We start from the raw sequence: 23,748 nt of genomic DNA, 5'->3' as shown, positions 1-23,748 counted from the left end.
TTGTCAAGATTCTTGGCACCGCCTAGATTGGTTACATGACCGAACAGAAGTGGACTTCCGAACGGCTGCCGTCCTTCGAGGGCCGCACCGTCATCGTCACCGGCGCGACCAGCGGCCTCGGCCGCGTCGTCGCCACCCAGCTGGGCGCGAAGGGCGCCCACGTCGTCCTGGCCGTACGCAACGTCGCCGCCGGCGAGGAGGTGGCCGCCACGATCGGCGGCGGCGCCGAAGTGCGCGCACTCGACCTGGCCGACCTCAGCTCGGTGCGGCACTTCGCCGACGAGTGGGAGGGTGAGATCGACGTACTCATCAACAACGCCGGGATCATGATGGTGCCCAAGCGCCTCACGACCGACGGCTACGAGAGCCAGTTCGCCACCAACCACCTGGGACACTTCGCGCTCACCAACCTGCTGCTCCCCCACATCACCGACCGCGTCGTCACGGTCGCCTCCTCGGCCCACCGCTGGGGCGGCTTCGACCTCGACGACCTCAACTGGGAGCGGCGCGACTACCGGACCGAGCGGGCCTACGGGCAGTCGAAGATCTCCAACCTGCTCTTCACTCTCGAGCTCCAGCGGCGCCTGGAGGGCACCGGGCTCCGGGCGTACGCCGCCCACCCGGGCTACGCCGCGACCAACCTGCAGAGCCACACCGGCAACGTGGTCAAGCACGCCCTCATGGCGATCGGCAACCGAGTCGTCGCGCAGTCCGCGGAGGCGGGCGCACTCCCGACCCTGTACGCAGCCAGCCAGGACCTTCCGTCGGGAAGCTACGTCGGGCCGGACGGCTTCGGCGAGTACCGCGGCAGCCCGACCCTCGTCGGCCGCACCGCGGTCGCCTCCGACCCCGAGCTCGCCCGCAAGCTGTGGACCGAGTCCGAGCGCCTGACCGGAGTCTCCTGGCCACTGTGAGTCGGTAGGTTTCTCGGTATGAAGCATCACCGGGGACGGCATGTCGACATCGAGTCGGTGGACGAGCTCGACGGGCACTTGGCGGCTGGAGCCGGCAGTCTGAAGGGATGGCGGCTGCGGTCGCTGGACCTGAGCTCACGTTCGGACACCCTGCGGGAGACCGAGCTGGCCGGTGCCACGTTCCTCGGGTGCACCTTCGCACCCGGGGACGGCGACTACGCCGAGGACGAGGGCGCGCTGGTGATGCCGGTGATCCCGGAGGCACCCGTCGACGTCTACCGATCCCGGCTCTACACCGCCGAGGAGCTCTACGACGACCCGGTCTATGCGCGGAGCCTGGATGCGAGGGCGTACGCCTGGCTGCAGCAGCCGCTCGACGCCGACGACGAGCTCGCGATGACCTTGCACGATCATGCGATCGACGCCGCGCTCGAGGCATGGGTGCGGGCGCGACGCGACGAGGGCACGCGGATCATCGGGATGATGGGTGGGCACGCGCTGCGGCGGGGCGAGGAGGGCTACGCGACCGCCGCCCGCCTCGCCCAGCACCTGGCGAGCCGTCATGTGGTGGCCACCGGCGGCGGCCCGGGAGCGATGGAGGCCGCCAACCTGGGCGCCTTCCTCGCCGGGGCGCCGAAGACCGTGCTCGACGATGCGCTCGCGGCGCTGGCCGCGGTGCCGTCGTTCCGGCCCTCGATCCGGTCATGGGCACGGGTGGCTCTGGACGTACGGAACCAGGTCGAGGGCAAGCCCGGAAGGTCGCTGGGGATCCCGACCTGGCACTACGGGCACGAGCCGCCCAACGTGTTCGCCGGGGCGATCGCGAAGTACTTCCGCAACGCCACCCGTGAGGCGGTGCTGCTGGAGGTCTGCGACGGCGGGATCGTCTTCCTGCCCGGCGCCGGCGGCACCGTGCAGGAGGTCTTCCAGGACGCCTGCGAGAACTACTACGCCGACGCGAGCGCGGTCGCGCCGATGGTGCTGGTCGGGCGCAGCTACTGGACCGAGGAGCTGCCGGTCTGGCCGCTCCTGCAGGCCCTCGCCCGTGGCCGTGCGATGGAGGGCCACATCCACCTCGTCGACACCGACGAGGAGGTCCTCGACGTCATCGCAGCCGGCGCGCCCGGATGACGTCGCGGTAGTGGTCGACCAGGGCGGCGTTCACCGCGCCCCAGGACTTGTGCGCGACGCTCTTGCGGGCTTCGCGCCCCATCCGCAGCCGCAGCTGCGGGTCGTTGTGGAGCAGCGCGACGTGCGAGCCGAGGTCGTCGCGGCTGCCGGGCTCGTAGAAGAACCCGGTGACGCCGTCGGCGACCAGGTCCAGCGGCCCGCCCGAGCGCGGCGCCACGACCGGGACCCCGGAGGCGAGCGCCTCCTGGACCGCCTGGCAGAACGTCTCGTGAGAGCCGGTGTGCGCGAACACGTCGAGAGAGGCGTACGCAGCCCCGAGCTCCTCCCCCTGCAGCACGCCCAAGAAGGTCGCGTTCGGGAGCAGGTGGCGCAGCTCGCGCTCCTGCGGGCCGCCACCGACGAGCACGACCTTGTACGCCGGGTTGTGCGCCAGCGGAGCCAGCAGGTGCAGCTCCTTCTCCTGGGCGAGGCGGCCGACGTACCCGACGATGGTCTCCCCGTTGGGCGCGAGCCGGGCGCGCAGGTCGTGGTCGATGCGACTCGGGTGGAACAGCTCGACGTCGACACCTCGCGGCCACAGCCCGGTGCGCTGTACGCCGAGGCCCTCGAGCTGGGTGAGGGCCGACGAGCTCGGGGCCAGGGTGCGGTCGGCAGCCGAGTGGGCCTGGCGGGTGAGCATCGCCGCGGCCTGCGGGCCACCGACTGCCTTGTACTTGTCCCAGAAGCCGACCAGGTCGGTCTGGTAGATCGCCACGCTCGGGATGCCGAGCTCCTTGGCCACCAGCACCGCCTGCCGCCCCAGCAGCGCGGGTGAGGCGACGTGGATGACGTCGGGGCTGAACCGGCGCATCACCGCGCGCAGCTTGCGCCGCGTCTCCAGGCCCACACGGAAGTCTTTGTAGACCCAGAACGTCGCGCCCCGGGTGCGGGTCACCGGGAACCCGGCGTACTCGGTGGGCCCGGTGGGGGCCACGACCTCGACGGTGTGGCCGTCGATCGCAAGATGCTCCAGGACGCGGCGTACGGAGTTCGTCACGCCGTTGACCTGGGGCAGGAACGACTCCGTGACGATGAGGACACGGAGCGGCTCTGAGTTGGCGGCGACCAGCGGGACCCGATCGAGGCTGATGCTCATGTTCCCGATCGTGAGCGCCGTCCGGCAACGTGACCCCCGACTTGGTTGACGGGTCGGTGAACCTCCCGTGGCCAGAACTCCGTGCCGGACGACAGGTAGTCCGGGCGGTGTCATCAGCGGAAACACCGTGTGACCCTCAGAGATCCAGGGCTTGCCGCCCGCTCGCTCCGTTTGCCACGATCACGACATGACCACCGATGAGGAGCACATCCGGCCCGAAGGCGTCGACGACCTCACCGTCGAGGCGCTCGGCTCCATCAGCGAGGCACTCGAAGCGATCGAGATCGCCCGCGGTCATCTGTACGCGATGCATCGCATCACCGGCACCGCCGACCTCACCCTCGGCAAAGGTGTCCAGCAGCTGCGCGAGGCCGGCCACACCGAGCTGGCCGACACGTTCGAGCGCGAGCTCGTCGGACTCAACGTGCTCAACGGCCGGTGGACGTTTCAGATCGTCGAGGAGTACGACGACGGCTACTACGCCACCTTCAAGCGGCTGGAGAAGGAGGCTCGCGACACTCTCGTCGAGGGCAAGCGGCACCTCTACGAGGCGGAGATGAAGGAAGTACGCCGCACCCAAGGCCGACCCGGCCACGAGCGCCGGCCCGCCCCCGGGGCTTGAGCCACTACTCCGCGGCAGCGAGCTGGCCGCAGGCGCCGTCGATCTCGCGGCCGCGGGTGTCGCGGACGGTGGTGGAGATGCCCTTGGCCTCGAGGCGGCGTACGAACTCGCGCTCGTCGGCCGGGTCGCTCGCGGTCCACTTCGAGCCAGGTGTGGGGTTCAGCGGGATCAGGTTGACGTGGACCCAGCCCCAGTCGCCGTAGGAGTTGAGGACGTCAGCGAGCAGGTCGGCGCGCCAGGCCTGGTCGTTGATGCCGCGCATCATGGCGTACTCGATGGAGACCCGGCGCTTCGTGACGCGCGCGTAGTTCCAGGCGGCGTCGACGGTCTCGGCGACCGAGAAGCGGGTGTTGATCGGGACGAGCTCGTTGCGCAGCTCGTCGTCGGGCGCGTGCAGCGAGAGGGCGAGGGTGACCGGGATGCCCTCCTCGGTGAGCTGCTTGATCCGGGGTACGAGGCCGACCGTGGAGACGGTCACGTGGCGGGCCGAGAGACCCAGGCCCTCGGGCGCCGGCGAGGTGAGGCGGCGGACCGCGCCCATCAGCGCCTTGTAGTTGGCCATCGGCTCGCCCATGCCCATGAAGACCACGTTGGAGAGGCGGCCGGGGCCGCCGGGGATCTCGCCGCTGGCCATCTGCCGGGCAGCGACGACGACCTGGTGGACGATCTCGGCGGTCGACATGTTGCGCTCGAGGCCGCCCTGGCCGGTCGCGCAGAACGGGCAGGCCATGCCGCAGCCGGCCTGGGAGGAGATGCAGACCGTGGCGCGGTCGGTGTAGCGCATCAGCACCGACTCGACGAGAGCGCCGTCGAAGAGCTTCCACAGCGTCTTGACGGTGGTGCCCTTGTCGGCCTCCTGCTGACGGATCGGCGTCATCAGGTCGGGCAGGAAGGTGTTGACCAGCTCCTGGCGCTGGCCGGCGGGAAGGTCGGTCATCTTCTCGGGGTCGTCGACCAGCCGCTCGAAGTAGTGCACCGAGAGCTGCTTGGCCCGGAACCCTGGCAGCCCGGCCTCCTTCGCCGCGTCCTGGCGGCCGGCGAGGTCGAGGTCGGCCAGGTGGCGCGGCGGCTTCCCGCGGCCCTTGGGCGGAGCCATCACCAGGGGCAGGCGGCGCCCCTCCATCGCGGCGGCCTCGGCCTCAGGGCTGTGCGGGGCCGGTACGTTCGCAGGGTCGGGCTCGGTCACGCATCCATTGTCCCATCGGGGTGCGGCGTACGGCTAAACCTGGATCCCGCCCCGCTCGCTCAGCCGGTCTTCAGCAGGATCCAGAAGACCAGCGAGCCGACACCGACCACCACCAGCACGGTGAGGATGATCCCCAGCCAGACGAACTGGGCCAGGCGGCGGGTCTTGCGCGGGATGAGCAGGGCCAGGGGCACGAGAAGGGTCAGCGCCACCCACGGGAACAGCTCCTCGGCGCGCTCCTGCCCGACGACCCACGTCAGCAGTGCGCCCCAGGTGCCGGGGACGAGGATCGCGTACGCCAGGCCGATGTAGAAGCCGACCAGGGCCGCAACGGTCGGGTGCGAGTCGTGCAGCCAGGCCCACAGGCCACCGGACCCCGAGGACTCCTCCTCCGGGCCGTGATCGGCCTCGACGTCTGGATCGGAGTCCACGTCGAGGTCCGCGGGACGCTGGGTCACTCTTCAACCGTAGCGCCGAACACCGCGATCCTTGGGTAAAGAATCGCTGCCGCGACGAACTCGCGATGGTTGCGGACGATCAGGCGTCGACGGTGATCAGGTCCGGGAAGCCGAGGTCTCGCCACCGGGCGAGATCTGGCGGCGTGCCGGTCAGCTCGCTCACCAGGACGGTCCAGGCGGTGCCGTGACCGATGAGCACCGCGTCTTCGCCCGCGTGGGCCGAGAGGATCCCGGCCACGGCCTTCGTCACGCGGGCACGGCACTCTTGGAGCGGCTCCCAGCCGTCGTACGCCGGCACTGTCGGCTCTGCGAACGCCCGCTCGACCGTGGCCTGGAAGTCGTCGACCCAGGCCTCGCCGCGGCGGTGCTCACGGAGGGCATCGACCACACCGACATCGCCGTCGGTGAGGAGCTGGGCGGTCTGCTGCGCCTTGGGCTCGGGCGAGGAGTACCACGCGGCGCCGGCCGGCAGCCGGTCACGCAGAGCCCAGACGTCGTCGAACCCGGCCGGGTCGAGCTCCCAGTGCTCCGCGGCGACGCCGCGCACCTGGATGGGTCGTCCGTGGCGTACGAGGAAGAGCATCGGGGCCGGGCCTGCTCAGAAGACGGCGTAGTGAAGGATCAGCCAGACCGGGGCAACGGTCGCCAGGAGCGAGTCGAGACGGTCCATGAGGCCGCCATGGCCGGGAATGATCTGGCTCATGTCCTTGACACCGAGGTCGCGCTTGATGACCGACTCGACCAGATCGCCGAGGACGGCCATCACGCAGGCGACCACGCCGAGCGCGACACCGACCCACCAGGCGCCGTCGAGCAGCCATACGACCAGGCCGACGCCGGTGGCGACGGTGAAGACCACCGATCCGGCGAAGCCCTCCCACGACTTCTTCGGGGAGATCACCGGCGCCATCGGGTGCTTGCCGAAGAGGACCCCGGCCACGTAGCCGCCGATGTCGGACATGATCGTGAGCAGGACCCAGACGATGATGCCGCGTACGCCGTCGTCGGAGAGGCCGCCCGAGGTCCAGCCGCCGCCCTCGCCGAGCATGAGCGCGACGAACGAGCCCAGGAACGGCAGGTAGAACAAGGTGAGGACGGCCGCGGCCGAGGTGCGTACGTAGCCCTCGACCCCACGCCGCAGCACCCACAGCATGATCACCAGAGCGGTCACCGCGGTGGCCGTCACCAGCGCGTCGGAGCCCAGGAAGTAGGCGACCAGGACCATCACCGTGCCGCCGATCATCAGCGGTTGCTCGGGGACGTCCATGTCCTTGGCCATCAGGCCTCGGTGGAGCTCCCACACCGCGGCGACGACACAGCCGACGACGATCAGCATGAACGCCGTCTTCACGAACATCAGGCTCAGCGCGATGGCGACCAGGAGGACGACAGCAGAGCCGATCGCCGCGGGCAGGTTGCGGCCGGCGCGGCCGTAGTCCTTCTTCGGCGGCTCGGGGGCCGGGGAAGAAGGAGACGGCGGCGTCTGGGTCACTTGAGATTCAGCCATTCATCCGTGGGTGTTGTCGGCGGTGGAGCCGTGTCGGGAAACTCACTGGATCTCGACACGCGATCACGCTTTCGCAAGCTCAGGCGTGCGCTCGCTCGATCTTTTCGCGTTGTGACCCCGCTCGTTCCTCGCGGGGTCACAGGCTCAAACCTCGAGCAGCTCGGCTTCCTTGGACTTGAGCAGCTCGTCGATCGCGTCGGTGTGCTTCTTGGTGAGGCTGTCGAGGCGCTTCTCGGCACCGGTGACGTCGTCCTTGCTGGCCTCGCCGTCCTTCTCGAGCTTCTCGAGACCCTGCTTGGCCTTCTGGCGCACCTGACGCACGGAGACGCGGCCCTGCTCGGCCTTCTCCTTGGCGAGCTTGATGTATTCCTTGCGGCGCTCCTCGGTCAGCTCCGGGAAGACCGCGCGCAGGATCTTGCCGTCGTTGGACGGGTTGACGCCGAGGTCGGAGTCGCGGATCGCCTTCTCGACGTTGGCCATCGCACCGATGTCGAAGGGGGCGATGTTGATGATCCGCGGCTCGGGGCTGGTGAACGAGGCGAGCTGCTGGATCGGCGTCGGGGTGCCGTAGTAGTCGACCAGGATCTTGCTGAACATCTGCGGGGTGGCCCGGCCCGCACGAATCGTGGCGAAGTCCTCACGCGTGGAGTCCACCGACTTCACCATCTTGCTGTCGGCCTCGTTGAGGATGTCGTTGATCACCGGATGCTCCTGTGCGCTCGTAAGTGTTGTGGTGTGGGTGGCGTGTGGGCTCGTCCCGCTCAGCCAGCGGTGACGAGCGTACCGATCTTCTCACCCTGGACGATCCGGTAGACCGCCCCCTCGTCCTCGGCACCGTAGACGACGATCGGCATCTTGTTCTCCATGCAGAGGGCGAACGCGGTGGCGTCGGCGATCTTGAGCTGCTTCTGCAGGGCCTCGCCGAAGGTGATCTCATCGTACTTAGTCGCCGTCGGGTCCTTCTTCGGGTCGGCGGTGTAGATCCCGTCGACGCCGTTCTTGGCCATCAGGACCACCTCGGCGTGGACCTCGAGGGCACGCTGGGCCGCGACGGTGTCGGTGGAGAAGTAGGGCATGCCGGAGCCGGCGCCGAAGATCACGACGCGGCCCTTCTCGAGGTGGCGCATGGCCTTGCGCGGGATGTAGGGCTCGGCGACCTGGCCCATCGTGATCGCGGTCTGCACGCGGGTGTCGACACCCTCCTTCTCGAGGAAGTCCTGCAGCGCGAGGCAGTTCATGACGGTGCCGAGCATGCCCATGTAGTCGGCGCGCGACCGGTCCATGCCGGCCAACTGGAGCTCGGCGCCGCGGAAGAAGTTGCCACCGCCGACGACGATCGCGACCTGCACGCCGGAGGCCGCGACAGCGGAGATCTCCTTGGCGATCGAGGCGACCACGATGGGGTCGACACCGACCTCGCCACCGCCGAAGTTCTCTCCGGACAGCTTGATCAGGATGCGCTGGTAGCGGGTCATGCCGTGGCCTTTCCTGGGGCGACGTCGTGCGGGGTGGTGCATGTAGGGGTGGCGTACGAAAGGGCCGGTCCGATGATCACCATTCGGTTCATCGGACCGGCCCCTTTCGTCGTACGTTGCTGCTCAACCTAACTGATCGCGCGCCGTTGGCGCGGAGTCAGGCTCGGTTCAGGCGCCGACGTCGAAGCGGGCGAACTGCTTCACCTGCGTGTTGGCGGCGTCGAGGACCTGCTTGACGGACTTCTTCGACTCGAAGACCGACTCCTGGTCGAGCAGGACGATCTCCTTGAAGAACGCCTTGATCCGACCCTCGACGATCTTGCCGACGGCAGCCTCGGGCTTGCCCTCCTCGAGCGTCTTCTTGGTGAGGACGTCCTTCTCGGCGTCGACCACGTCGGCCGGCACCTCGTCGGAGGTGAGGTACTGCGCCTTGAGCGCGGCAGCCTGCTGGGCGGCCTGCTTCGCGGCCGCCTCGTCACCCTCGTAGGCGACCAGGACGCCGAGGCTCGGCGGCAGGTCGGAGGCCTTCTTGTGCAGGTAGACCGTGGTCTCACCCTCGAAGTAGGCGACCTGGCCGAGCTCGATCTTCTCGCCGATGGTGCGGGCGAGCTCCTCGACGGTCTCGCCGACGGTCTTGTCGCCGAGCGAGATGGCCTTGAGGGCCTCGAGGTCGTTGACCTTGTTGGCGTCGGCGGCCTCGGCGATCTGCTGGGCAGCAGCGACGAAGCTCTCGTTCTTGGCGACGAAGTCGGTCTCCGAGAGGAGGCTGACCAGAGCGTTGCCGGACGCGGCGACGAGGCCGGCCGAGGTGGTGCGCTCCGCGGCGCGGGCGGCGGCCTTGGCCGTGCCCTTGACGCGAAGGATCTCGACAGCCTTGTCGAAGTCGCCGTCAGCCTCGTCGAGCGCCTTCTTGCAGTCCATCATGCCGGCCTGGGTCAGCTCACGGAGCTTCTTGACGTCGGCAGCGGTGTAAGCCATGCGTGTCTTCCTCTGACTTGTTAAGTGGCTTTGGGTGGACGATGAGGCTCAGGCCTCGGCCGGGGCCTCGGGGGTGTCGGCGGGGGTCTCCTCGGCCGGAGCCTCGGTGGTCTCAGCAGCCTCGGCGGCGGGGGCCTCGGCGGCCGGGGTCTCCTCGGCCTTCGTCTCCTCGGCAGCCGGGGTCGCCAGGAGCTCGCGCTCCCACTCGGCCAGCGGCTCCTCGGCGGTGGCGCCCTCGGTGCCCTCGGTCTTGCCACCGGAGCGGGCGATGAGGCCCTCAGCGACGGCGTCGGCGACCACGCGGGTCAGCAGGCCGACCGCGCGGATGGCGTCGTCGTTGCCCGGGATCGGGAAGTCGACCTCGTCGGGGTCGCAGTTGGTGTCCAGGATGCCGACGATCGGGATCCTGAGCTTGCGAGCCTCCTCGACAGCGAGGTGCTCCTTCTTGGTGTCGACGATCCAGACGGCGGACGGGGTGCGACCCATCTCGCGGATGCCGCCCAGGGTCTTCTCGAGCTTGTCGCGCTCCCGCTTCATCTGCAGGAGCTCCTTCTTCGTGCGGCCCGAGCCGGCGACGTCGTCGAAGTTGACCTCGTCGAGCTCCTTGAGGCGGTTGATCCGCTGGTGCACGGTCTGGAAGTTGGTGAGCATGCCGCCCAGCCAGCGCTGGTTGACGTAGGGCATCCCGACGCGCGTCGCCTGCTCGGCGATGGCCTCCTGGGCCTGCTTCTTGGTGCCCACGAACATGATCGTGCCGCCCTTGGCCACGGTCTCCTTGATGAAGGCGTAGCTGCGGTCGATGTAGGCCAGCGACTGCTGCAGGTCGATGATGTAGATGCCGTTGCGGTCGGTGAGGATGAACCGCTTCATCTTCGGGTTCCAGCGACGGGTCTGGTGTCCGAAGTGGACGCCGCTCTCGAGGAGCTGGCGCATGGTCACGACTGCCATGATGTTTTTTCTCCTAGGTGGTGGCCCGCGTGTGCACCGCTGGTGGCTCGACCTTGCGTTTCTCGAGGTCGGGCGGGTGTTGGCGCGAGCCGGTCGGTTTTCAGTTTCGCGCCCATCAGTGCTGATGGGCCCTGACGCCTGCACGCGGTCCGACCTGAGCATTACGCTCGGGACTGAGGGCCGCGCCCGCGGGCGACCGGCGTCTCGGAGCGAGACACCGTCGCGGTCTGCTGGCGTGCGAAGTCAGCCCACAGGGGGCTGCCGGTCCAAGACTAGCCGCCGACCGGTGTCTCGGGCCAATCCTCCGTGACCGGCACCGGCGCGGGCCGATCAGTGTCCACAGGGGCGTCTCGGGACGGGGTTATCCACAGGACGTACGCCGCTCGTTGTGCGGGTCCCCGATCCGGGGTTGTCTGCTCGTCATGACCTCGAACCGCCTCTCCGACCGGGCCCGCGCCCTCGTCGCGGCCCTGTTCCTCGTCGTCCTCATCGCCCCGGCAGGCCCAGCACTCGGAACGCCACGTGCCGAGGTGGCGCCGTCCGGCGCCTCGCTGGGTGGGGCAGTGGGTCACGACGAGGGTCCGAGCCCGGTCGGAGAAGGCGACGAGGTCCCCCGAGGCGAATGGCCGCTGGCGCCGCAGCCGGAGGTCGTACGCCGCTTCGACCCGCCAGCTGCTCCGTGGGGTGCGGGTCATCGCGGCGTGGACCTGGCCGGATCGCCGGGCGCGGTCGTCCGCGCCGCGCTGGCCGGGACGGTCGCGTTCGTCGGAGTGATCGCCGGCAAGGCGGTGGTGAGCGTCGACCACGGGGCCACGCGGACCACCTATGAGCCGGTCGTGGCCACCGTGGCCGTCGGCGATCGGGTCGCGGCCGGAGCGCCGTTGGGCCGACTCGGCATCGCCGGCTCCCACTGCTTCCCGGCGGCCTGCCTGCACTGGGGCTGGATCCGCAACGCGGACGACGTCTACCTCGACCCACTCCTGCTCGTCGACGCACCGCAGCCGGTCCGGCTCCTCCCCCTCTGGCGCGGCGAGCCCGTCCGGTAGGCCGAGGCCCGCCACAACTACACACTCGGCCGACGCGGGTGACGTCTCGGCGGGTCAGGCGCGGGGGTGGGCCTGACGGTAGGCCTTGCGGAGCCGGTCGCTGCTGACGTGGGTGTAGATCTGGGTGGTGGCAAGGCTGGCGTGACCGAGGAGCTCTTGGACCGAGCGCAGATCGGCGCCACCCTCGAGGAGATGGGTGGCCGTGCTGTGGCGTAGGCCGTGGGGTCCCAGGTCGGGGGCGCCGGGGACGTCGGCGAGGCGGCGGTGGACGAGGGTGCGTACGGCTCGCTGGTCGAGCCGGCCGCCGCGGGCGCCGAGAAACAGAGCCGGACCGGAGGACTCGGTGACCAGCTGCGGGCGGCCACGGACGACCCAACGGTCGAGCGCCCGCACCGCGGGGCCGCCGAAGGGCACCATCCGCTCCTTGCGTCCCTTGCCGAGCACCCGGATGACGCGGCGTTCGTAGTCGACATCGTCCAGGTCGAGGCCGACGAGCTCGCCGACGCGGGCGCCGGTCGCATAGAGCATCTCCAGCACGGCGATGTCGCGCATCCCTACGGGCGTGCCATCCTCGGCCGCTGTGATGGCGGCGGCGATGAGGGACTCGACCTCATCGGGGCGCAGTACGGGCGGAAGGGTTCGGTGGGCCTTGGGCGAGCCGAGCGCGGCGCCGGCATCTACCTGCGCCCGGCCGGTCCGGACCAGCCATCCGCAGAAGACCCGGGCCGCGGTGGCCCTCCGGGCCAGGGTCGTACGCGAGTGGCCGGTCGTCTGCTGCTTGGCCAGCCAGCTGCGCAGCGTGCGCAGGTCGATCGCCTCGGGCTCGGTGCGGCCCATGCGGCCGGCGTGGTCGAGCAGGCTGCGGATGTCGCCCAGGTAGGCCCGGACGGTGTGGTCGGAAAGTCCGCGTTCGGCGCTGAGGTGTCGCTCATAGTCCCCGAGCAGCGCGGCGTAGACCTCGGGGAGCTCCGCATCAGCGGACCCACCTTCCGGGTCCGGCTCGGGTTCAGCGCTCACCCGAGCCAGGATAGGTGGTTGCTCGGGCCTCAGGTGCGAGCCGCGCCCGGTGCCAGCTGCCACCCGTCGGGGAACCGCTCGACGAGACCGAGCGCCTCGAGTCGCGACAGCGCTGTGCCGGCCGTCTTCGGGTGCAGGCATGCCGACCTCGCGATGGTGAGCTGTGACGAGGGGCTGCTCACCGGGACCGCGTCGAGGACCTGCTTCTCGACGGAGGTGAGCGAGTCGCGGCGGCGTACGGGGCCACGCGGTTCCTCGGGGACCGCCTCGCCGATGTCGCCGACGAGCTCGCGTACGTCGAGACCGTCGGTCACCAGGACGCCTTTGCCGCTGCGCACGAGCTCGTGGGTGCCGACCGAGGTCATCGCGCCCACCTGACCGGGCACCGCCATCACGGGTGTGTTGATGCTGTAGGCCCAGTGGGAGGTGTTGAGGGAACCGCTGCGCGCTGCCGCCTCGACGACCACGGTGCCCCGGGCGAGGGCGGCGATGATCCGGTTGCGGGAGAGGAATCGATAACGCGTCACGGGGAACCCGGGCGCGATCTCCGAGATCACCGCTCCGCTCTCGGCGATCGCGTCGATCAGGCGCCGGTTGCGCAGCGGGTAAGGAACGTCGACGCCTCCGGCGAGCACGGCGACGGTGCTCCCCGGTGGGCCGGTGAGCGCGCCCCGGTGTGCGGCCGAGTCGATGCCGACCGCTGCCCCGGAGACCGTCACGAAGTCGTTGACCGCGAGGTCCGCCGCGATCCGCGCCGCGGCGTCGGCACCGTAGGCTGTCGCGTCCCGGGACCCGACGATCGCGACCGACCGGTCGAGATCGCTGAGCAGGAGCGGTCCCCGCACCCACAGGCCGAGCGGGGTGCCGGTGCGGTATTGAAGAGGCTCCTGACCGGCGAGCCGCTCGACCTGGGTGGGCCACTCCTCGTCGCCGGGGATGACGTAGCGGAACCCGGCGTTGGCCGCCCGCTCCAGGTCGCGGTCGGGGTGGATCTGGGCCAGCCGCAGCCTGGCTTCGAGGCCGTCGTCGCCGAGGTCGGGGTCCTCCTCGGCGAAGCGTCGGTAGACCTCGGTGGCGGTCGATCCCACCATGCAGGTGTCGAGCAGCGGGGTGCCCGGTTCGATCAGCTGGGTCAGCGCGATCCGGGCCAGGCGCTCGCGCTCGAGATCGGTGAATGTCGGTGCGACGGGCGCCGCGGTCATGCCGACCTCCCCTCGAACGCCGAGACCGTGAGCGAGCCGCCGTTGCGCAGCGCGAGCGCCGTCTCGGTCTCGGTGACGCCCGGCCAGTCGACCCCGGCGAGGTCGGCCACCGTCCACGCGAGGCGATGCACGCGCACCGCGCCGCGACGGGTCAGAGCGCCGGAGAAGATGCGTGAGTCGATGAGCGCCTCGGCCGATGGCGGCAGCGGCCAGTTGTCGCGCAGCGCGATCCCGCTGGCCTGCCCGTTCAACCGCCACCCGAAGTCGGCGTAGCGCTCACGTTGGCGGCGCCTGGCCGCCGTGACGCGTTCGCGGATGTCGGCGCTGGTCTCCGAGCCCCACGGGTCATGGTTCTGCTCGGACATCGGCCGCAGCGTGCGGATGATGTCGATGCGGTCCGTGATCGGTCCGGAGACCTTCCGCTCGTAGGACTGACGCTCGTTGGACCTGCAGATGCAGCCGTCCTTGGTGATGGAGGCGTCGAAGTTGCCGCACGGGCACGGATTGGCGGCGAGCACGACCAGGGCGCGCGCCGGGAGCGTCACCGACTCCTCGCCTCGCGACACCGTGATGTCGCCGCTCTCCAGCGGCTCGCGCAGGCACTCGATCACGTCGCTCTTGAACAACGGGAACTCGTCGAGGAAGAGGACGCCGGCGTGGGACAGCGAGACCTGGCCCGGGCGGACCCGGCCGGTGCCGCCGCCGACGATGCCGGGTTTGGAGGCATCGTGGTGGGGAGCCGCGAACGGCGGCCGGGTCAGGAGCCCTCGGTCGACGTCGAGCACCCCGGCCAGTGACTGCACCGCCATCACCTCCAGCGACTCCTCACGCGAGAGATCGGGCAGGATCGTCGGGATCCGCTCGGCGATCGAGGTCTTGCCGCAGCCCTTCGGTCCCTTGAGCAGCAGGTGGTGTCCACCGGCCGCCGCGACCTCGACCGCGTACCGGGTCTCGGGCATGCCGCGGAGGTCGGACATGTCCATGTCGTCGAGCCTGCGGTCACCCCGCCAGCCGAGCAGGCTGCCGCCGGTGCCGGTCGCGACCGGCGGCGCGTCGGGCACCGGCTCGCCGCGCAGCTCGGCGACCACCTGGCCCAGGGACCGGAACCCGAGGACCTCCATCCCCGGCACCATCCGCGCCTCGGCCACCTGCGGCTCCGGCACCACCACCCGAGCGATCCCGGCGTGGGAGGCGGCGAGCACCATCGGGAGCACACCGGAGGTCGGCCGCAGCCCGCCGTCGAGCGCCAGCTCTCCGATGAACACCGTGCGTTCCAGCCCGATCGTCTCGAGCTCGCCACCGGCCGCGAGGATCGCCAAGGCCATCGCGAGGTCGTAGTGTGACCCGCCCTTCGGCAGGTCGGCCGGCGAGAGCAGCACCGTGATCCGCTTGGTCGCGGGCCACTCGAGGTCTGAGTTGATGATCGCCATCCGGACCCGGTCGCGCCCCTCGGCCAGCACGCTGTCGGCACGGCCGACCAGAGTCACCCCCACCAGGCCGGGCGAGACATCGGCCTGCACGTCGACCAAGTGGCCGACCGCTCCCCGAAGGGCGACGCCATGAGCTCGCGCGTATCCCATCACAGGCCCCTGACGTGCTCGACCAGCGCCGACCCACGAGGCGCATGCATCACCGCGACGAGATCGATCCGGATCCCCGGCGCTCGCACGTCGTGCTGCTCCAGCCAGGCGATCGCCAACCGCTTCAGCCGGTCGAGCTTGGTCTTGTCGACCGCCTCGTGCGGAGTGCCGCACCCGTCATGGCTGCGGGTCTTCACCTCGCAGACGACGAGGGTGTCGCCCTCGCGCAGGACCAGGTCGATCTCCCCATCGGCACATCGCCAGTTGCGGTCGAGCACGGTCATGCCCGCTTCGACCAGATGCCTCTCGGCGACCGATTCGCCGTAGTTTCCCAGCGCGATCCGCGCCGGCGCCGTTGAACTCATCATGGACCTCCTGCCCTTCGGCTTCGAGGTCCAGACTCATCGCGAGCACCGACAATCCGGGCTGGTTCCGGGGCGCCTGGGGATAACCCCGGATCGAGATCGCCCTGTGGACGGTAACTGGCCCGAGATCAGCCGGGCGTCAGTCCAGCGGCTGATCGATGTCGGTCGGGTTGAGCGTCTCCACGTTGACGTCCTTGAAGGTGAGCACCTTGACCGCCTTCGCGAACCGGGCCGGCCGGTACATGTCCCACACCCAGACGTCGTTCATCGACACCTCGAAGTAGACGTCTCCCGAGTCCGTACGCGCTCGCACGTCGACCTGGTTGCACAGGTAGAAGCGGCGGTCGGTCTCGACGACGTACTTGAAGATGCCGACCACGTCGCGATACTCGCGGTAGAGGGTCAGCTCCATCTCGGTCTCGTACTTCTCGAGATCCTCCGCGCTCATGATCTAAGACTCTAGAGCCAACACAGGCGAAGCGCCGGGAAGACTCCACGAGCGACGGTGATATGCCGAGGGCCCGAGGCGCTCCAGCGCGGCGATGTGAGCGGGCGCGGAGTAGCCCTTGTTGTCGGCCCAGGCGTAGTCGGGGTACTCGTCGTGGAGCGCAACCATCAGCGCGTCGCGCGAGGTCTTCGCCAGGATCGAGGCGGCGGCGACGGCGGCGCACTTCATGTCGGCCTTGATCATCGTCGTCACCGGCGGCACCTCGACCTCCTCCACCATCTGGGAGACCTCTCCGAAGAGGCCCTCCTGCACAGGCGGGGTCAGATAGTTGTGGTTGCCGTCGAGCAGCAGCGCGTCCGGACGTACGTCCAGGGCACTCAACGCTCGCTGACCGGCCAGCCGCATCGCGGCCATGATCCCGACCTCGTCGATCTCGGAGGCCAGCGCGTGCCCTACGGCCGAGTCGACCGCCCAGCGGCGCACCTTCGGCGCGAGCATCTCGCGAGCCTCGGGAGTGAGCAGCTTGGAGTCGCGTACGCCCTGGGGTGCTGTGCGGGTCGCCGCGGAGATCACCACGATCCCGATCGAGACCGGCCCGCAGAGCGCGCCGCGCCCCACCTCGTCGACGGCACCGAGATGGGTGACGCCGTCGCGCAGCATCGACCGCTCGACGCGCAGGGTTGGCGCACTGCTCACTGTGACGGCACGTCCTCGAAGCTCTCGGGCCGGTGGATCCACTTCGCCCGGTCCAACGGCCATCCCAAGGCTACGACCTTGCCGACCACGTTGTCCTCCGGCACCCAGGGCACCAGCGCGCAGTCGGTCTCGTTGGCCGTGCACATGTGGACCGTCGAGTCGGCCGAGTTGGCCCGGTTGTCCCCCATCACGAACAGCGAACCCTCGGGCACCGGACCGGCCTCCCAGTGGCGGTTGCCGGGCATCGGCCCGAAGCACTCACCCTCCTTGTTGGGACGGCCGCACTTGGTCTCGGAGGGCCGGGCGTACGGCTCGTCGATCGGGACACCGTTGACGATCAGCCGACCCTGCTTGTCGCAGCACTCGATGACGTCGCCGGGAACCCCGATGACACGCTTCACCAGGTGGCCGCCCTCGGGGTAGAGACCGATGACCGCGAGCGCCTTGCCGAAGAGATTGCTGGGGCCGGCCGACTCGTCGACACCGAGCCAGGAGCCGGGGTCGGAGAAGACCACGACATCGCCGCGCTGCGGCGTGCCCGAGAGCCAGTAGGACGGCTTCTCCACCAGCACCCGGTCGTCGGTCGCCACCGACGGTCCGCCCTGGAGCCCAGGCTCCATGGACTCCGAGGGGATGTAGAAGGCCTGCACGAACAGGGCCTTCACGACGATCGCGACCAGGATGGCCAGCACGACCAGGACGATGCCCTCCTGCCAGGCCGACAGGCGGGGCTTGTGCTCCTCCTCGCGGCGCGGGCCGCTGGCCGGGCCCGGCTGCTCAGAGGCCCAGCGCGGGGCCTGAGGAGAAGACGAGAACGACCGCGATCCCCCCATCTCGGGCCCGTCCCAGCGGGCCTGGGGCCCGACGCCGACGGAAGGATCGCGGTCGTTCGAAGTCACGCGGTGAGTCTAGAGACTCCCTCCACAACGAGCCTCATCGACTCGCAATGCTCAGGAAACCCTCAGACCTCCGAGGCTCTCGCCTCGGTCTGGGGCAGATCGGGCGTCGCTGCGCTCCGCCGATCAAGCCCCAGCCGGCTCACGCCTCGCGGCGCTCCTTGATCTTCGCCTTCTTGCCGCGCAGGTTGCGCAGGTAGTAGAGCTTCGCGCGACGGACGTCACCGCGGGTGACGACCTCGATCTGCTCGAAGATCGGGGAGTGCAGCGGGAAGGTGCGCTCGACACCCACGCCGAAGGAGACCTTGCGGACGGTGAAGGTGCGGCCGATGCCGGAACCGTGGACGCGGATCACGACGCCCTGGAAGACCTGGACGCGGGACCGGTTGCCCTCGACGACCTTGACGTGAACCTTGACGGTGTCACCGGCGCGGAACTCCGGCAGGTCGTCGCGCTTGGAGGCGTTGCCGACCTCAGCGAGTACGTTGCTCATCATTTCTCCTCACGCTCGCCACAGGCCGATCGCGGTCATCCATGCCCTGGTCAGGGCGATCTTTGGCGGTGGTCCAGCCACGCTGGCCGGCGGCGTACGGTTCCCCCTGTGGCAGGAGCCCGTCGCGACACCTCCGGGTGTCATCTTCGGAGCGTGCTTCGGCCGACTGGACCGGCCCACAAGTCTGCCACAGCGCCGCGGACCGTCGGGAATCGCGACGACCGAGCGGAGCGCGGAGACGTACGCCGCGCAGTGGAGCCGCATGCAAGGATGCCACCGTGACCGACACCGACTGGCCACCGCACACCTACGTGACGCTCCCCTACAAGCAGCGGATCCCGCGCGGCCCACGCGTGGACCGGCTGCTGCGTGAGGTCACGGTGGCGCTGCCGCCGCACATCGCCGACCTCGACCTGGCGCTGGAGCGGCCGGTGGCGGCGATGACGACCGCCAGCGCGGGCGCGCTCCGCCATCTCGACCTCGTCCACGGCCGGACGATGGACGGGCTCAACCACCTGCAGCTGCGCACCGAGGCGATCGACTCCTCCAAGATCGAGCACGTCGAGGCCAGCCTGGCCGACTACGGCCGGGCCCTGCTCGGCATCGGTGCCAACTCCTCGGCCACCTCGATGGCATCCGCGACCCAGGCGATGCAGCGGCTGATCAGCGAGGCCGACACGACCCGCAAGCTCACCTCCGACGCGATCCTGCGCGCTCACCGGGACCTGTTCGCACGCCATCCCGACGAGGCGGCCAACGCCGGCAGGTTCCGTGTCGTGCAGAACTGGGTCGGCGGCTCCGACTACGCGCCCCGCGACACCCTCCACGTGCCACCGCCACCGGAGACGGTCATCGACTACATCGAGGACCTGGTCGCCTTCGCCAACCGCGACGACCTCTCCCCCATCGCCCAGGCCGCGATCGTGCACGCCCAGTTCGAGTCGATCCACCCCTTCATCGACGGCAACGGCCGGATCGGGCGTGCCCTCATCCACGCCGTGCTCCGCCGGCGCCGCGCCTCGCGCCACCTGGCCGTCCCGATCGCCTCGGCGCTCGTCGCCCACCGCGACCGCTACTTCGCCGCCCTCAACGACTACCGGGCCGGCACCGCGTCCACGATCATCGCCATGCTCGCCGCCTCGACGACCATCGCGACGACCGAGTCGTGGAAGACGGCAGAGACGCTGGAGAGCATCCGGCGCGGCTGGGGCGAGGCGGCCGGCAACCCACGGCCCGGGTCTGCTGCGTACCGTCTTCTCGACCTGCTCACCGAGGAGCCCATCCTCAACGCGGAGCTGGTCACCAAGAACCTCGGGATCGAGGACCCCACCGAGACGATCGACGGTCTGGAGCAGGCCGGGATCCTCACCCGCGCCAAGCGCACCCGCCGCTCCCCCGTGTGGGTCGCGCCGGCGGTCCTGGCCGAGGTCGAGGACCTCAGCGCCCGCATCCAGCACCAGGCCAGGCAGCTTCCGTACGGACCGCGCTGAGGTACGCCGCGAGGCCCGCCCCGGCGAACCGGGACGGGCCTCGTGGAACTGAAGAGGTCAGCCGACCTCTTGGTAACCGGGCTCGTGGATGGCGAGGTCGATACCGGCGACCTCGTCCTCCTCCTTGGCGCGGAAACCGATGGTCTTCTCGATCGCCATGCCGACCACGTAGGCGACGATGAACGCGAAGGCGATCACGGCGAGCGAGGAGCCGAGCTGCTTGATGAGCTGGTCGAAGCCGCCGCCGAAGAAGAGGCCGGTGCCGCCGACCTGGGCGAAGAAGCCGAGGTAGATGCAGCCGATGAAACCGGCGACCAGGTGGATGCCGACGACGTCGAGGGTGTCGTCGAAGCCGAGCTTCCACTTCAGCTCGACGGCGAGGCAGCACACGACGCCGACGAGGAGGCCGAGGAGGATCGCCCAGATCGGCGCGATGTGGGCACACGCCGGGGTGATCGCGACCAGACCGGCGACGACACCGGAGGCGGCGCCGACGGCGGTGGACTTACCGTCCTTGAACTTCTCCACGATGATCCAGCCGATCAGACCCGCGGCCGGGGCGATCAGGGTGTTGAGGAAGATCAGGGTGGTCTGGCCCTGGGTGGTGCCCGGGACGCCGGTGTTGAAGCCGAACCAGCCGAACCAGAGGATCGCGGTGCCGATCAGGACCAGCGGTACGTTGTGAGCAGCCGTCTCCTCCTTGGAGAAGCCGACCTTGCGCTGACCGAGGACGAGCGCCAGCGCGAGCGCGGCGGCACCGGCGGCCTGGTGGACGATCGTGCCACCGGCCCAGTCGAGAGCGCCCCACTTGCCGATCCAGCCGATGTAGTCACCGTCGGCGTTGAGGGCCCACACCCAGGCCTGGCCCGGGAAGTAGACGACGGTCGCCCAGATGCCCGCGAAGAGCAGCCACGGCCAGAACTTCGCCCGGTCGGCGATCGAACCCGAGATCAGCGCCACGGTGATGATGGCGAACGAGCCGCCGAAGGCGAGCCCGCCGAAGAAGTTGGTCGACTCCTCGACCGGCGTACCGTCGTCGAACTCGGTGACCAGGTCGCTGAAGGCGCTGGTCAGGCCGAAGTCCTGGAACGGGTTGCCGAAGAAGTTCGTGATGCCGGACTCGGAGATGGTTCCGATGCCGCTGAAGCCGTAGAGCACCCACAGCAGGGTGATCAGGCCGAGAGAGCCGAAGCTCAACATCATCATCGACACGACACTCTTCGACTTCACGAGGCCGCCGTAGAAGAAGGCAAGACCAGGAGTCATGAAGAGCACGAGTGCCGTACACAGCAGCTGCCATGCAAGATCGGTAGTCATTCGTACCTCATAGGGTCGGGGTTCGGATCGCGTGAGCCGAGCACACGTTTCGCCGGATCCTGTCGAGCCCTCGTTTCGGTAACAAACTCTTTATGTTACAGACACGTAACAGGCCACTGATGTATGTGACTTGTTATCTACTTGCTCGCCTGGGTTTGGTGAGGATCACAGCTCCTGGCGGCGCGTCGAGGTCGCGGCGCAGCCGGAAGCCGGCCTTCTTGTAGATCCTCTGGTTCCGCTCGCTCTTCGCTCCGGTGAAGAGGGAGTACGTCGTGGCGGTCGCCGGGGCCACGGCCTGGATGTGGTCCAGGAGCTGACGCCCGAGACCTCGCCCCTGGAGGTCCGGGGCGGTCATCAGCCGTCCGATCTCCCACACGTCGCCCTCGAGCCGGGCACGGACCGAGCCGACCAGCCGCCCCGCGGAGCGGACCACGTAGACGTCGTGCGTCTCCAGCGCGCGCACGGTGTCCTCGAGCGACTCGTGCAGCGGCGGGATCTCGACGCCGGGGTTGTCGTGCATCTCCTGCACCCAGCAGGCGAGCTGCAGCGTGTGCAGCTCGGGGACGTCGGCGCGTACGGCGGGCACGATCTCCCACTCCGTGGCTGCCTGGGAGGCGTGGAGCAGGTCGGGGCGGCGCACGGCGGTCCGGGCCACCGCCTGGTCGTGGCGCCACTGCGCGATGCGCTTGTGGTCGCCGCTGAGCAGCACCTTCGGGACCTCGAGGTCACGCCAGGAGGCGGGCTTGGTGTAGACCGGGTACTCCAGCAGGCCGTCCTCGTGGGACTCCTCCACGAGCGACTCGGCGTTGCCCATGAACCCGGGGAGCAGGCGTACGACGGCCTCGGTGATCGCCATGGCGGCGACCTCTCCCCCGTTGAGCACGTAGTCGCCCAGGGAGATCTCGCGGACCTCGGCGCGGGTGGCGGCGTGGTCGAGAACGCGCTGGTCGATGCCCTCGTAGCGGCCGAGCAGGAAGACCAGCCTCTCCCGGGTCGACAGGTCGCGAGCCAGCGCCTGGGTGAACGGCTCACCGCTCGGAGTCGTCACGATCACGGTCGCACCGTCGATCGCCAGCTCGTCGAAGGCCTCGCCGAACGGCTCCGGCTTCATCACCATCCCGGCGCCGCCGCCATAAGGCGTGTCGTCGACGGTGCGGTGGCGGTCGTGGGTCCAGTCGCGTACGTCGTGGACGTGCATCTCCAGCAGCCCCGACTCGATCGCCTTGCCCGGCAGGCTCAGCCGGAGCGGGGCAAGATAGTCGGGGAAGATGGTGAGGTAGTCGAGCCTCACCTGGCGTCGTCCTCGTCCTCGGCGAAGGGCGTGACCAGGCCGGGACGGTCGGCGATGACGACCTTCTTCTCGGCGAGGTCGACGACCGGCACCAGCGCCTTCACGAACGGCACCAGCGCGTCGCGCCGGTCCGGGGTGCGGATCGTCAGCAGGTCCTGGGCTCCCCCGTGGACCAGCGCCTTCACCGTGCCCAGCTCGCGGCCCTCCTCGTCGAAGGCGGTCAGGCCGACGAGCTGATGGTCGTAGTATTCGTCGGGATCCTCGGGAGTCTCCTCGGCCGGGACGTCGGCGAAGAGCAGCGTCCCGCGAGCAGCCTCGGCCTCGTTGCGGTCGGTGATCTCCTCGAAGGCGACCTGGAGCACCTGCCCGTGCCAACGGGCGCCCTCCACGGTCAGCTGCTTGGCGGCGTACGCCGATCCCTTCGGCGGCTGCGCCCGCAGCACCGTGCCCTCGGCGAACCGCCGGTCGGGCTCGTCGGTGCGCACCTCGACGGTCACGAACCCCCGGATGCCATGCGGCTTGCCGATCCGTCCGACCAGCACCTCGATCAACTCCACGAGGTGAGCCTAGAGGGTGGCGTACGTCGGGCCGAACTCCTCAACGTGGGTCCGCCGGCTCGCTGTAACACGTTGTTCGTAGCACTATCCGGTCGTCCCAATAGGGCGAGTAGTACTACGAACGACGTGTTACACGGCGCCCGGCCCCCGAAATGAGCGACAGGCGCCACCCCGCAACGGGGATGGCGCCTGTCGTGAGTTGGTGCAGCCGGTGCTCAGCGACCGCCGTCGACGTCGACGAAGTCGATCCGCGCGCCGCCCTTGCCGGCCAGCGCTGAGATGACCGTACGGAACGCGGTGGCGGTGCGGCCGCCGCGGCCGATCACCTTGCCGAGGTCGTCGGGGTGGACCCGGACCTCGAGGACGGAGCCGCGACGAAGCTGCTTGTCGCGCACGCTCACCTCGTCCGGGTTGTCGACGACTCCTCGGACGAGGTGCTCGAGAGCTTCGGCGAGCATGCTGCTCAGGCCTCGGCCTCGGCGGCCGGGGTCTCCTCGGCCTTGGGCTCCTCGGCCTTCGGCTCCTCAGCCTTGGGCTCCTCAGCCTTGGGCTCCTCAGCCTTCTTGGCGGACTTCTTCGTCACGGCCTCGGCGCCGGCGGAGGCGTGAGCCTCGGCGAGGGCCTTGTTGAAGAGCTCGAGCTTGTCGGGCTTCGGCGGGGCGACACGGAGGGTGCCCTCGGCGCCCGGGAGGCCCTTGAACTTCTGCCAGTCGCCGGTCACCTTGAGGATCGCCTCGAGAGCCGGGGTCGGCTGGGCGCCGACGCCGAGCCAGTACTGGGCGCGCTCGGAGTCGACCTGGATGAAGCTCGGCTCCTCCTTGGGACGGTAGAGACCGATCTCCTCGATGACAGCGCCGTCGCGCTTCTTGCGCGAGTCGACGATGACGATGCGGTACTGCGGAACCCGGATCTTGCCCAGGCGCTTCAAGCGGATCTTGACAGCCACTGTTGGTGGTATTCCTTTGGAATCGAATATGGGTGAAGAGGCCCGTGTCG

General features: G+C 69.5%; 27 protein-coding genes and 1 pseudogene. 5 read left to right on the top strand and 23 right to left on the bottom strand.

All coding sequences use genetic code 11. The features are described 5' to 3' along the window. The first annotated feature begins 35 nt into the window (after positions 1-35). The gene (locus ABT304_RS24135) at positions 36-914 is read left to right on the top strand and encodes an oxidoreductase (protein WP_350719096.1); all 879 of its coding nucleotides are present in this window, start codon (positions 36-38) and stop codon (positions 912-914) included. An 18-nt stretch (positions 915-932) separates the two neighbouring features. Further along, entirely contained in the window at positions 933-2,045 is a 1,113-nt protein-coding gene (locus tag ABT304_RS24130; RefSeq protein ID WP_350719094.1) for an LOG family protein, read from the top strand. On the opposite strand, the gene ABT304_RS24125 is transcribed toward ABT304_RS24130, so the two are convergent. Further along, positions 2,020-3,180 (bottom strand): glycosyltransferase family 4 protein, encoded by a 1,161-nt coding sequence (locus tag ABT304_RS24125; protein WP_350719093.1) that lies wholly within the window; start codon positions 3,178-3,180, stop codon positions 2,020-2,022. The genes ABT304_RS24130 and ABT304_RS24125 overlap by 26 nt on opposite strands. A 187-nt stretch (positions 3,181-3,367) precedes the next feature. On the opposite strand from ABT304_RS24125, the gene ABT304_RS24120 reads away from it, so the two are divergent. After that, the gene (locus ABT304_RS24120) at positions 3,368-3,802 is read left to right on the top strand and encodes a hypothetical protein (RefSeq protein ID WP_350719092.1); all 435 of its coding nucleotides are present in this window, start codon (positions 3,368-3,370) and stop codon (positions 3,800-3,802) included. A gap of 4 nt (positions 3,803-3,806) precedes the next feature. Here the strand turns inward: ABT304_RS24120 and rlmN are convergent, their stop codons facing one another. The 8 genes from rlmN to rpsB all read right to left on the bottom strand — a co-directional run bounded on the left by rlmN (position 3,807) and on the right by rpsB (position 10,354). Beyond that, on the bottom strand, positions 3,807-4,925 hold the full coding sequence (gene rlmN, locus ABT304_RS24115) for a dual-specificity RNA methyltransferase RlmN (protein ID WP_350719138.1): 1,119 nt from the start codon (positions 4,923-4,925) through the stop codon (positions 3,807-3,809). 122 nt (positions 4,926-5,047) lie between these two features. Continuing rightward, entirely contained in the window at positions 5,048-5,446 is a 399-nt protein-coding gene (locus ABT304_RS24110; protein WP_350719090.1) for a hypothetical protein, read from the bottom strand. Positions 5,447-5,525: 79 nt separating this feature from the next. Continuing rightward, on the bottom strand, positions 5,526-6,029 hold the full coding sequence (locus tag ABT304_RS24105; RefSeq protein ID WP_350719088.1) for a histidine phosphatase family protein: 504 nt from the start codon (positions 6,027-6,029) through the stop codon (positions 5,526-5,528). A 15-nt stretch (positions 6,030-6,044) separates the two neighbouring features. After that, entirely contained in the window at positions 6,045-6,953 is a 909-nt protein-coding gene (locus tag ABT304_RS24100) for a phosphatidate cytidylyltransferase (RefSeq protein ID WP_160024469.1), read from the bottom strand. A gap of 144 nt (positions 6,954-7,097) precedes the next feature. Beyond that, entirely contained in the window at positions 7,098-7,652 is a 555-nt protein-coding gene (gene frr, locus ABT304_RS24095) for a ribosome recycling factor (RefSeq protein ID WP_201451342.1), read from the bottom strand. A gap of 62 nt (positions 7,653-7,714) precedes the next feature. Then, positions 7,715-8,428 (bottom strand): UMP kinase, encoded by a 714-nt coding sequence (gene pyrH / locus ABT304_RS24090; protein ID WP_091049739.1) that lies wholly within the window; start codon positions 8,426-8,428, stop codon positions 7,715-7,717. Positions 8,429-8,596: 168 nt separating this feature from the next. Next, positions 8,597-9,406: a translation elongation factor Ts gene (gene tsf, locus ABT304_RS24085; protein WP_350719085.1), complete on the bottom strand. Its 810-nt coding sequence runs from the start codon at positions 9,404-9,406 to the stop codon at positions 8,597-8,599. A gap of 48 nt (positions 9,407-9,454) precedes the next feature. After that, positions 9,455-10,354 carry a 30S ribosomal protein S2 gene (rpsB, locus tag ABT304_RS24080; RefSeq protein ID WP_350719083.1) on the bottom strand — a complete coding sequence of 300 codons (900 nt, stop codon included), beginning with the start codon at positions 10,352-10,354 and terminating at the stop codon, positions 9,455-9,457. Positions 10,355-10,776: 422 nt separating this feature from the next. Here rpsB and ABT304_RS24075 point away from each other — a divergent pair, with 422 nt between their 5' ends. After that, positions 10,777-11,400 (top strand): murein hydrolase activator EnvC family protein, encoded by a 624-nt coding sequence (locus ABT304_RS24075; RefSeq protein WP_350719082.1) that lies wholly within the window; start codon positions 10,777-10,779, stop codon positions 11,398-11,400. A gap of 54 nt (positions 11,401-11,454) precedes the next feature. Here ABT304_RS24075 and ABT304_RS24070 read toward each other — a convergent pair whose 3' ends face one another. The 8 genes from ABT304_RS24070 to rplS form a co-directional block, all read right to left on the bottom strand. Further along, positions 11,455-12,417 carry a tyrosine recombinase XerC gene (locus ABT304_RS24070; protein ID WP_350719080.1) on the bottom strand — a complete coding sequence of 321 codons (963 nt, stop codon included), beginning with the start codon at positions 12,415-12,417 and terminating at the stop codon, positions 11,455-11,457. A 29-nt stretch (positions 12,418-12,446) separates the two neighbouring features. Then, a complete protein-coding gene (dprA, locus tag ABT304_RS24065) occupies positions 12,447-13,619 on the bottom strand; it encodes a DNA-processing protein DprA (RefSeq protein ID WP_350719078.1) in 1,173 nt (390 codons plus the stop codon). Further along, positions 13,616-15,199: a YifB family Mg chelatase-like AAA ATPase gene (locus ABT304_RS24060; protein WP_350719076.1), complete on the bottom strand. Its 1,584-nt coding sequence runs from the start codon at positions 15,197-15,199 to the stop codon at positions 13,616-13,618. The genes dprA and ABT304_RS24060 overlap by 4 nt, the downstream gene beginning before the upstream one ends. Further along, positions 15,199-15,564 carry a YraN family protein gene (locus tag ABT304_RS24055; RefSeq protein ID WP_160024477.1) on the bottom strand — a complete coding sequence of 122 codons (366 nt, stop codon included), beginning with the start codon at positions 15,562-15,564 and terminating at the stop codon, positions 15,199-15,201. Before ABT304_RS24055 ends, ABT304_RS24060 begins: the two co-directional genes overlap by 1 nt. A 139-nt stretch (positions 15,565-15,703) precedes the next feature. Beyond that, positions 15,704-16,012, bottom strand: a complete 309-nt coding sequence (locus ABT304_RS24050; protein ID WP_045550889.1) for a DUF2469 domain-containing protein — start codon at positions 16,010-16,012, stop codon at positions 15,704-15,706. Between the two features lie 3 nt (positions 16,013-16,015). Then, the gene (gene rnhB / locus ABT304_RS24045; protein ID WP_350719074.1) at positions 16,016-16,708 is read right to left on the bottom strand and encodes a ribonuclease HII; all 693 of its coding nucleotides are present in this window, start codon (positions 16,706-16,708) and stop codon (positions 16,016-16,018) included. Beyond that, entirely contained in the window at positions 16,705-17,607 is a 903-nt protein-coding gene (gene lepB, locus ABT304_RS24040) for a signal peptidase I (RefSeq protein ID WP_350719072.1), read from the bottom strand. The genes rnhB and lepB overlap by 4 nt, the downstream gene beginning before the upstream one ends. A gap of 139 nt (positions 17,608-17,746) precedes the next feature. Further along, the gene (gene rplS / locus ABT304_RS24035) at positions 17,747-18,097 is read right to left on the bottom strand and encodes a 50S ribosomal protein L19 (protein WP_091050100.1); all 351 of its coding nucleotides are present in this window, start codon (positions 18,095-18,097) and stop codon (positions 17,747-17,749) included. 278 nt (positions 18,098-18,375) lie between these two features. Here rplS and ABT304_RS24030 point away from each other — a divergent pair, with 278 nt between their 5' ends. Next, on the top strand, positions 18,376-19,587 hold the full coding sequence (locus ABT304_RS24030) for a Fic family protein (RefSeq protein ID WP_350719070.1): 1,212 nt from the start codon (positions 18,376-18,378) through the stop codon (positions 19,585-19,587). Positions 19,588-19,644: 57 nt separating this feature from the next. Here ABT304_RS24030 and ABT304_RS24025 read toward each other — a convergent pair whose 3' ends face one another. The 6 genes and pseudogenes from ABT304_RS24025 to rpsP form a co-directional block, all read right to left on the bottom strand. Next, positions 19,645-20,904 (bottom strand): ammonium transporter, encoded by a 1,260-nt coding sequence (locus tag ABT304_RS24025; RefSeq protein WP_350719068.1) that lies wholly within the window; start codon positions 20,902-20,904, stop codon positions 19,645-19,647. Between the two features lie 133 nt (positions 20,905-21,037). Continuing rightward, positions 21,038-21,424, bottom strand: a complete 387-nt coding sequence (locus ABT304_RS24020) for a GNAT family N-acetyltransferase (RefSeq protein ID WP_350719136.1) — start codon at positions 21,422-21,424, stop codon at positions 21,038-21,040. A 102-nt stretch (positions 21,425-21,526) separates the two neighbouring features. Next, positions 21,527-22,195: pseudogene (gene trmD, locus ABT304_RS24015) on the bottom strand (tRNA (guanosine(37)-N1)-methyltransferase TrmD); the annotation flags it as partial. Next, positions 22,192-22,752, bottom strand: coding sequence for a ribosome maturation factor RimM (gene rimM / locus ABT304_RS24010; RefSeq protein ID WP_201451068.1), 561 nt, complete (start codon positions 22,750-22,752; stop codon positions 22,192-22,194). The gene rimM and the pseudogene trmD, both read right to left, overlap by 4 nt. 215 nt (positions 22,753-22,967) lie before the next feature. Beyond that, a complete protein-coding gene (locus ABT304_RS24005) occupies positions 22,968-23,210 on the bottom strand; it encodes an RNA-binding protein (RefSeq protein WP_008363327.1) in 243 nt (80 codons plus the stop codon). Between the two features lie 5 nt (positions 23,211-23,215). Then, positions 23,216-23,698 carry a 30S ribosomal protein S16 gene (gene rpsP, locus ABT304_RS24000; RefSeq protein ID WP_160024482.1) on the bottom strand — a complete coding sequence of 161 codons (483 nt, stop codon included), beginning with the start codon at positions 23,696-23,698 and terminating at the stop codon, positions 23,216-23,218. Positions 23,699-23,748 lie beyond the last annotated feature (50 nt).

Origin of the sequence: Nocardioides sp. NPDC000445 (assembly GCF_040300245.1) — a bacterium.
Classification (GTDB): domain Bacteria; phylum Actinomycetota; class Actinomycetes; order Propionibacteriales; family Nocardioidaceae; genus Nocardioides.
Note: the sequence above shows the minus strand (reverse complement) of the source record. Positions and strands in the feature narration are given on the sequence as shown.

What these genes read in the sequence shown, in the direction of transcription:
- ABT304_RS24135 (WP_350719096.1), top strand. Translation starts at nt 36, where the DNA reads ATGACCGAACAGAAGTGGACTTCCGAACGGCTGCCGTCCTTCGAGGGC.
- ABT304_RS24130 (WP_350719094.1), top strand. Translation starts at nt 933, where the DNA reads ATGAAGCATCACCGGGGACGGCATGTCGACATCGAGTCGGTGGACGAG.
- ABT304_RS24125 (WP_350719093.1), bottom strand. Translation starts at nt 3,180, where the DNA reads ATGAGCATCAGCCTCGATCGGGTCCCGCTGGTCGCCGCCAACTCAGAG.
- ABT304_RS24120 (WP_350719092.1), top strand. Translation starts at nt 3,368, where the DNA reads ATGACCACCGATGAGGAGCACATCCGGCCCGAAGGCGTCGACGACCTC.
- rlmN (WP_350719138.1), bottom strand. Translation starts at nt 4,925, where the DNA reads ATGGAGGGGCGCCGCCTGCCCCTGGTGATGGCTCCGCCCAAGGGCCGC.
- ABT304_RS24105 (WP_350719088.1), bottom strand. Translation starts at nt 6,029, where the DNA reads ATGCTCTTCCTCGTACGCCACGGACGACCCATCCAGGTGCGCGGCGTC.
- ABT304_RS24100 (WP_160024469.1), bottom strand. Translation starts at nt 6,953, where the DNA reads ATGGCTGAATCTCAAGTGACCCAGACGCCGCCGTCTCCTTCTTCCCCG.
- pyrH (WP_091049739.1), bottom strand. Translation starts at nt 8,428, where the DNA reads ATGACCCGCTACCAGCGCATCCTGATCAAGCTGTCCGGAGAGAACTTC.
- tsf (WP_350719085.1), bottom strand. Translation starts at nt 9,406, where the DNA reads ATGGCTTACACCGCTGCCGACGTCAAGAAGCTCCGTGAGCTGACCCAG.
- rpsB (WP_350719083.1), bottom strand. Translation starts at nt 10,354, where the DNA reads ATGGCAGTCGTGACCATGCGCCAGCTCCTCGAGAGCGGCGTCCACTTC.
- ABT304_RS24075 (WP_350719082.1), top strand. Translation starts at nt 10,777, where the DNA reads ATGACCTCGAACCGCCTCTCCGACCGGGCCCGCGCCCTCGTCGCGGCC.
- dprA (WP_350719078.1), bottom strand. Translation starts at nt 13,619, where the DNA reads ATGACCGCGGCGCCCGTCGCACCGACATTCACCGATCTCGAGCGCGAG.
- ABT304_RS24060 (WP_350719076.1), bottom strand. Translation starts at nt 15,199, where the DNA reads ATGGGATACGCGCGAGCTCATGGCGTCGCCCTTCGGGGAGCGGTCGGC.
- ABT304_RS24055 (WP_160024477.1), bottom strand. Translation starts at nt 15,564, where the DNA reads ATGAGTTCAACGGCGCCGGCGCGGATCGCGCTGGGAAACTACGGCGAA.
- ABT304_RS24050 (WP_045550889.1), bottom strand. Translation starts at nt 16,012, where the DNA reads ATGAGCGCGGAGGATCTCGAGAAGTACGAGACCGAGATGGAGCTGACC.
- rplS (WP_091050100.1), bottom strand. Translation starts at nt 18,097, where the DNA reads ATGAGCAACGTACTCGCTGAGGTCGGCAACGCCTCCAAGCGCGACGAC.
- ABT304_RS24025 (WP_350719068.1), bottom strand. Translation starts at nt 20,904, where the DNA reads ATGACTACCGATCTTGCATGGCAGCTGCTGTGTACGGCACTCGTGCTC.
- ABT304_RS24020 (WP_350719136.1), bottom strand. Translation starts at nt 21,424, where the DNA reads ATGCACGACAACCCCGGCGTCGAGATCCCGCCGCTGCACGAGTCGCTC.
- ABT304_RS24005 (WP_008363327.1), bottom strand. Translation starts at nt 23,210, where the DNA reads ATGCTCGCCGAAGCTCTCGAGCACCTCGTCCGAGGAGTCGTCGACAAC.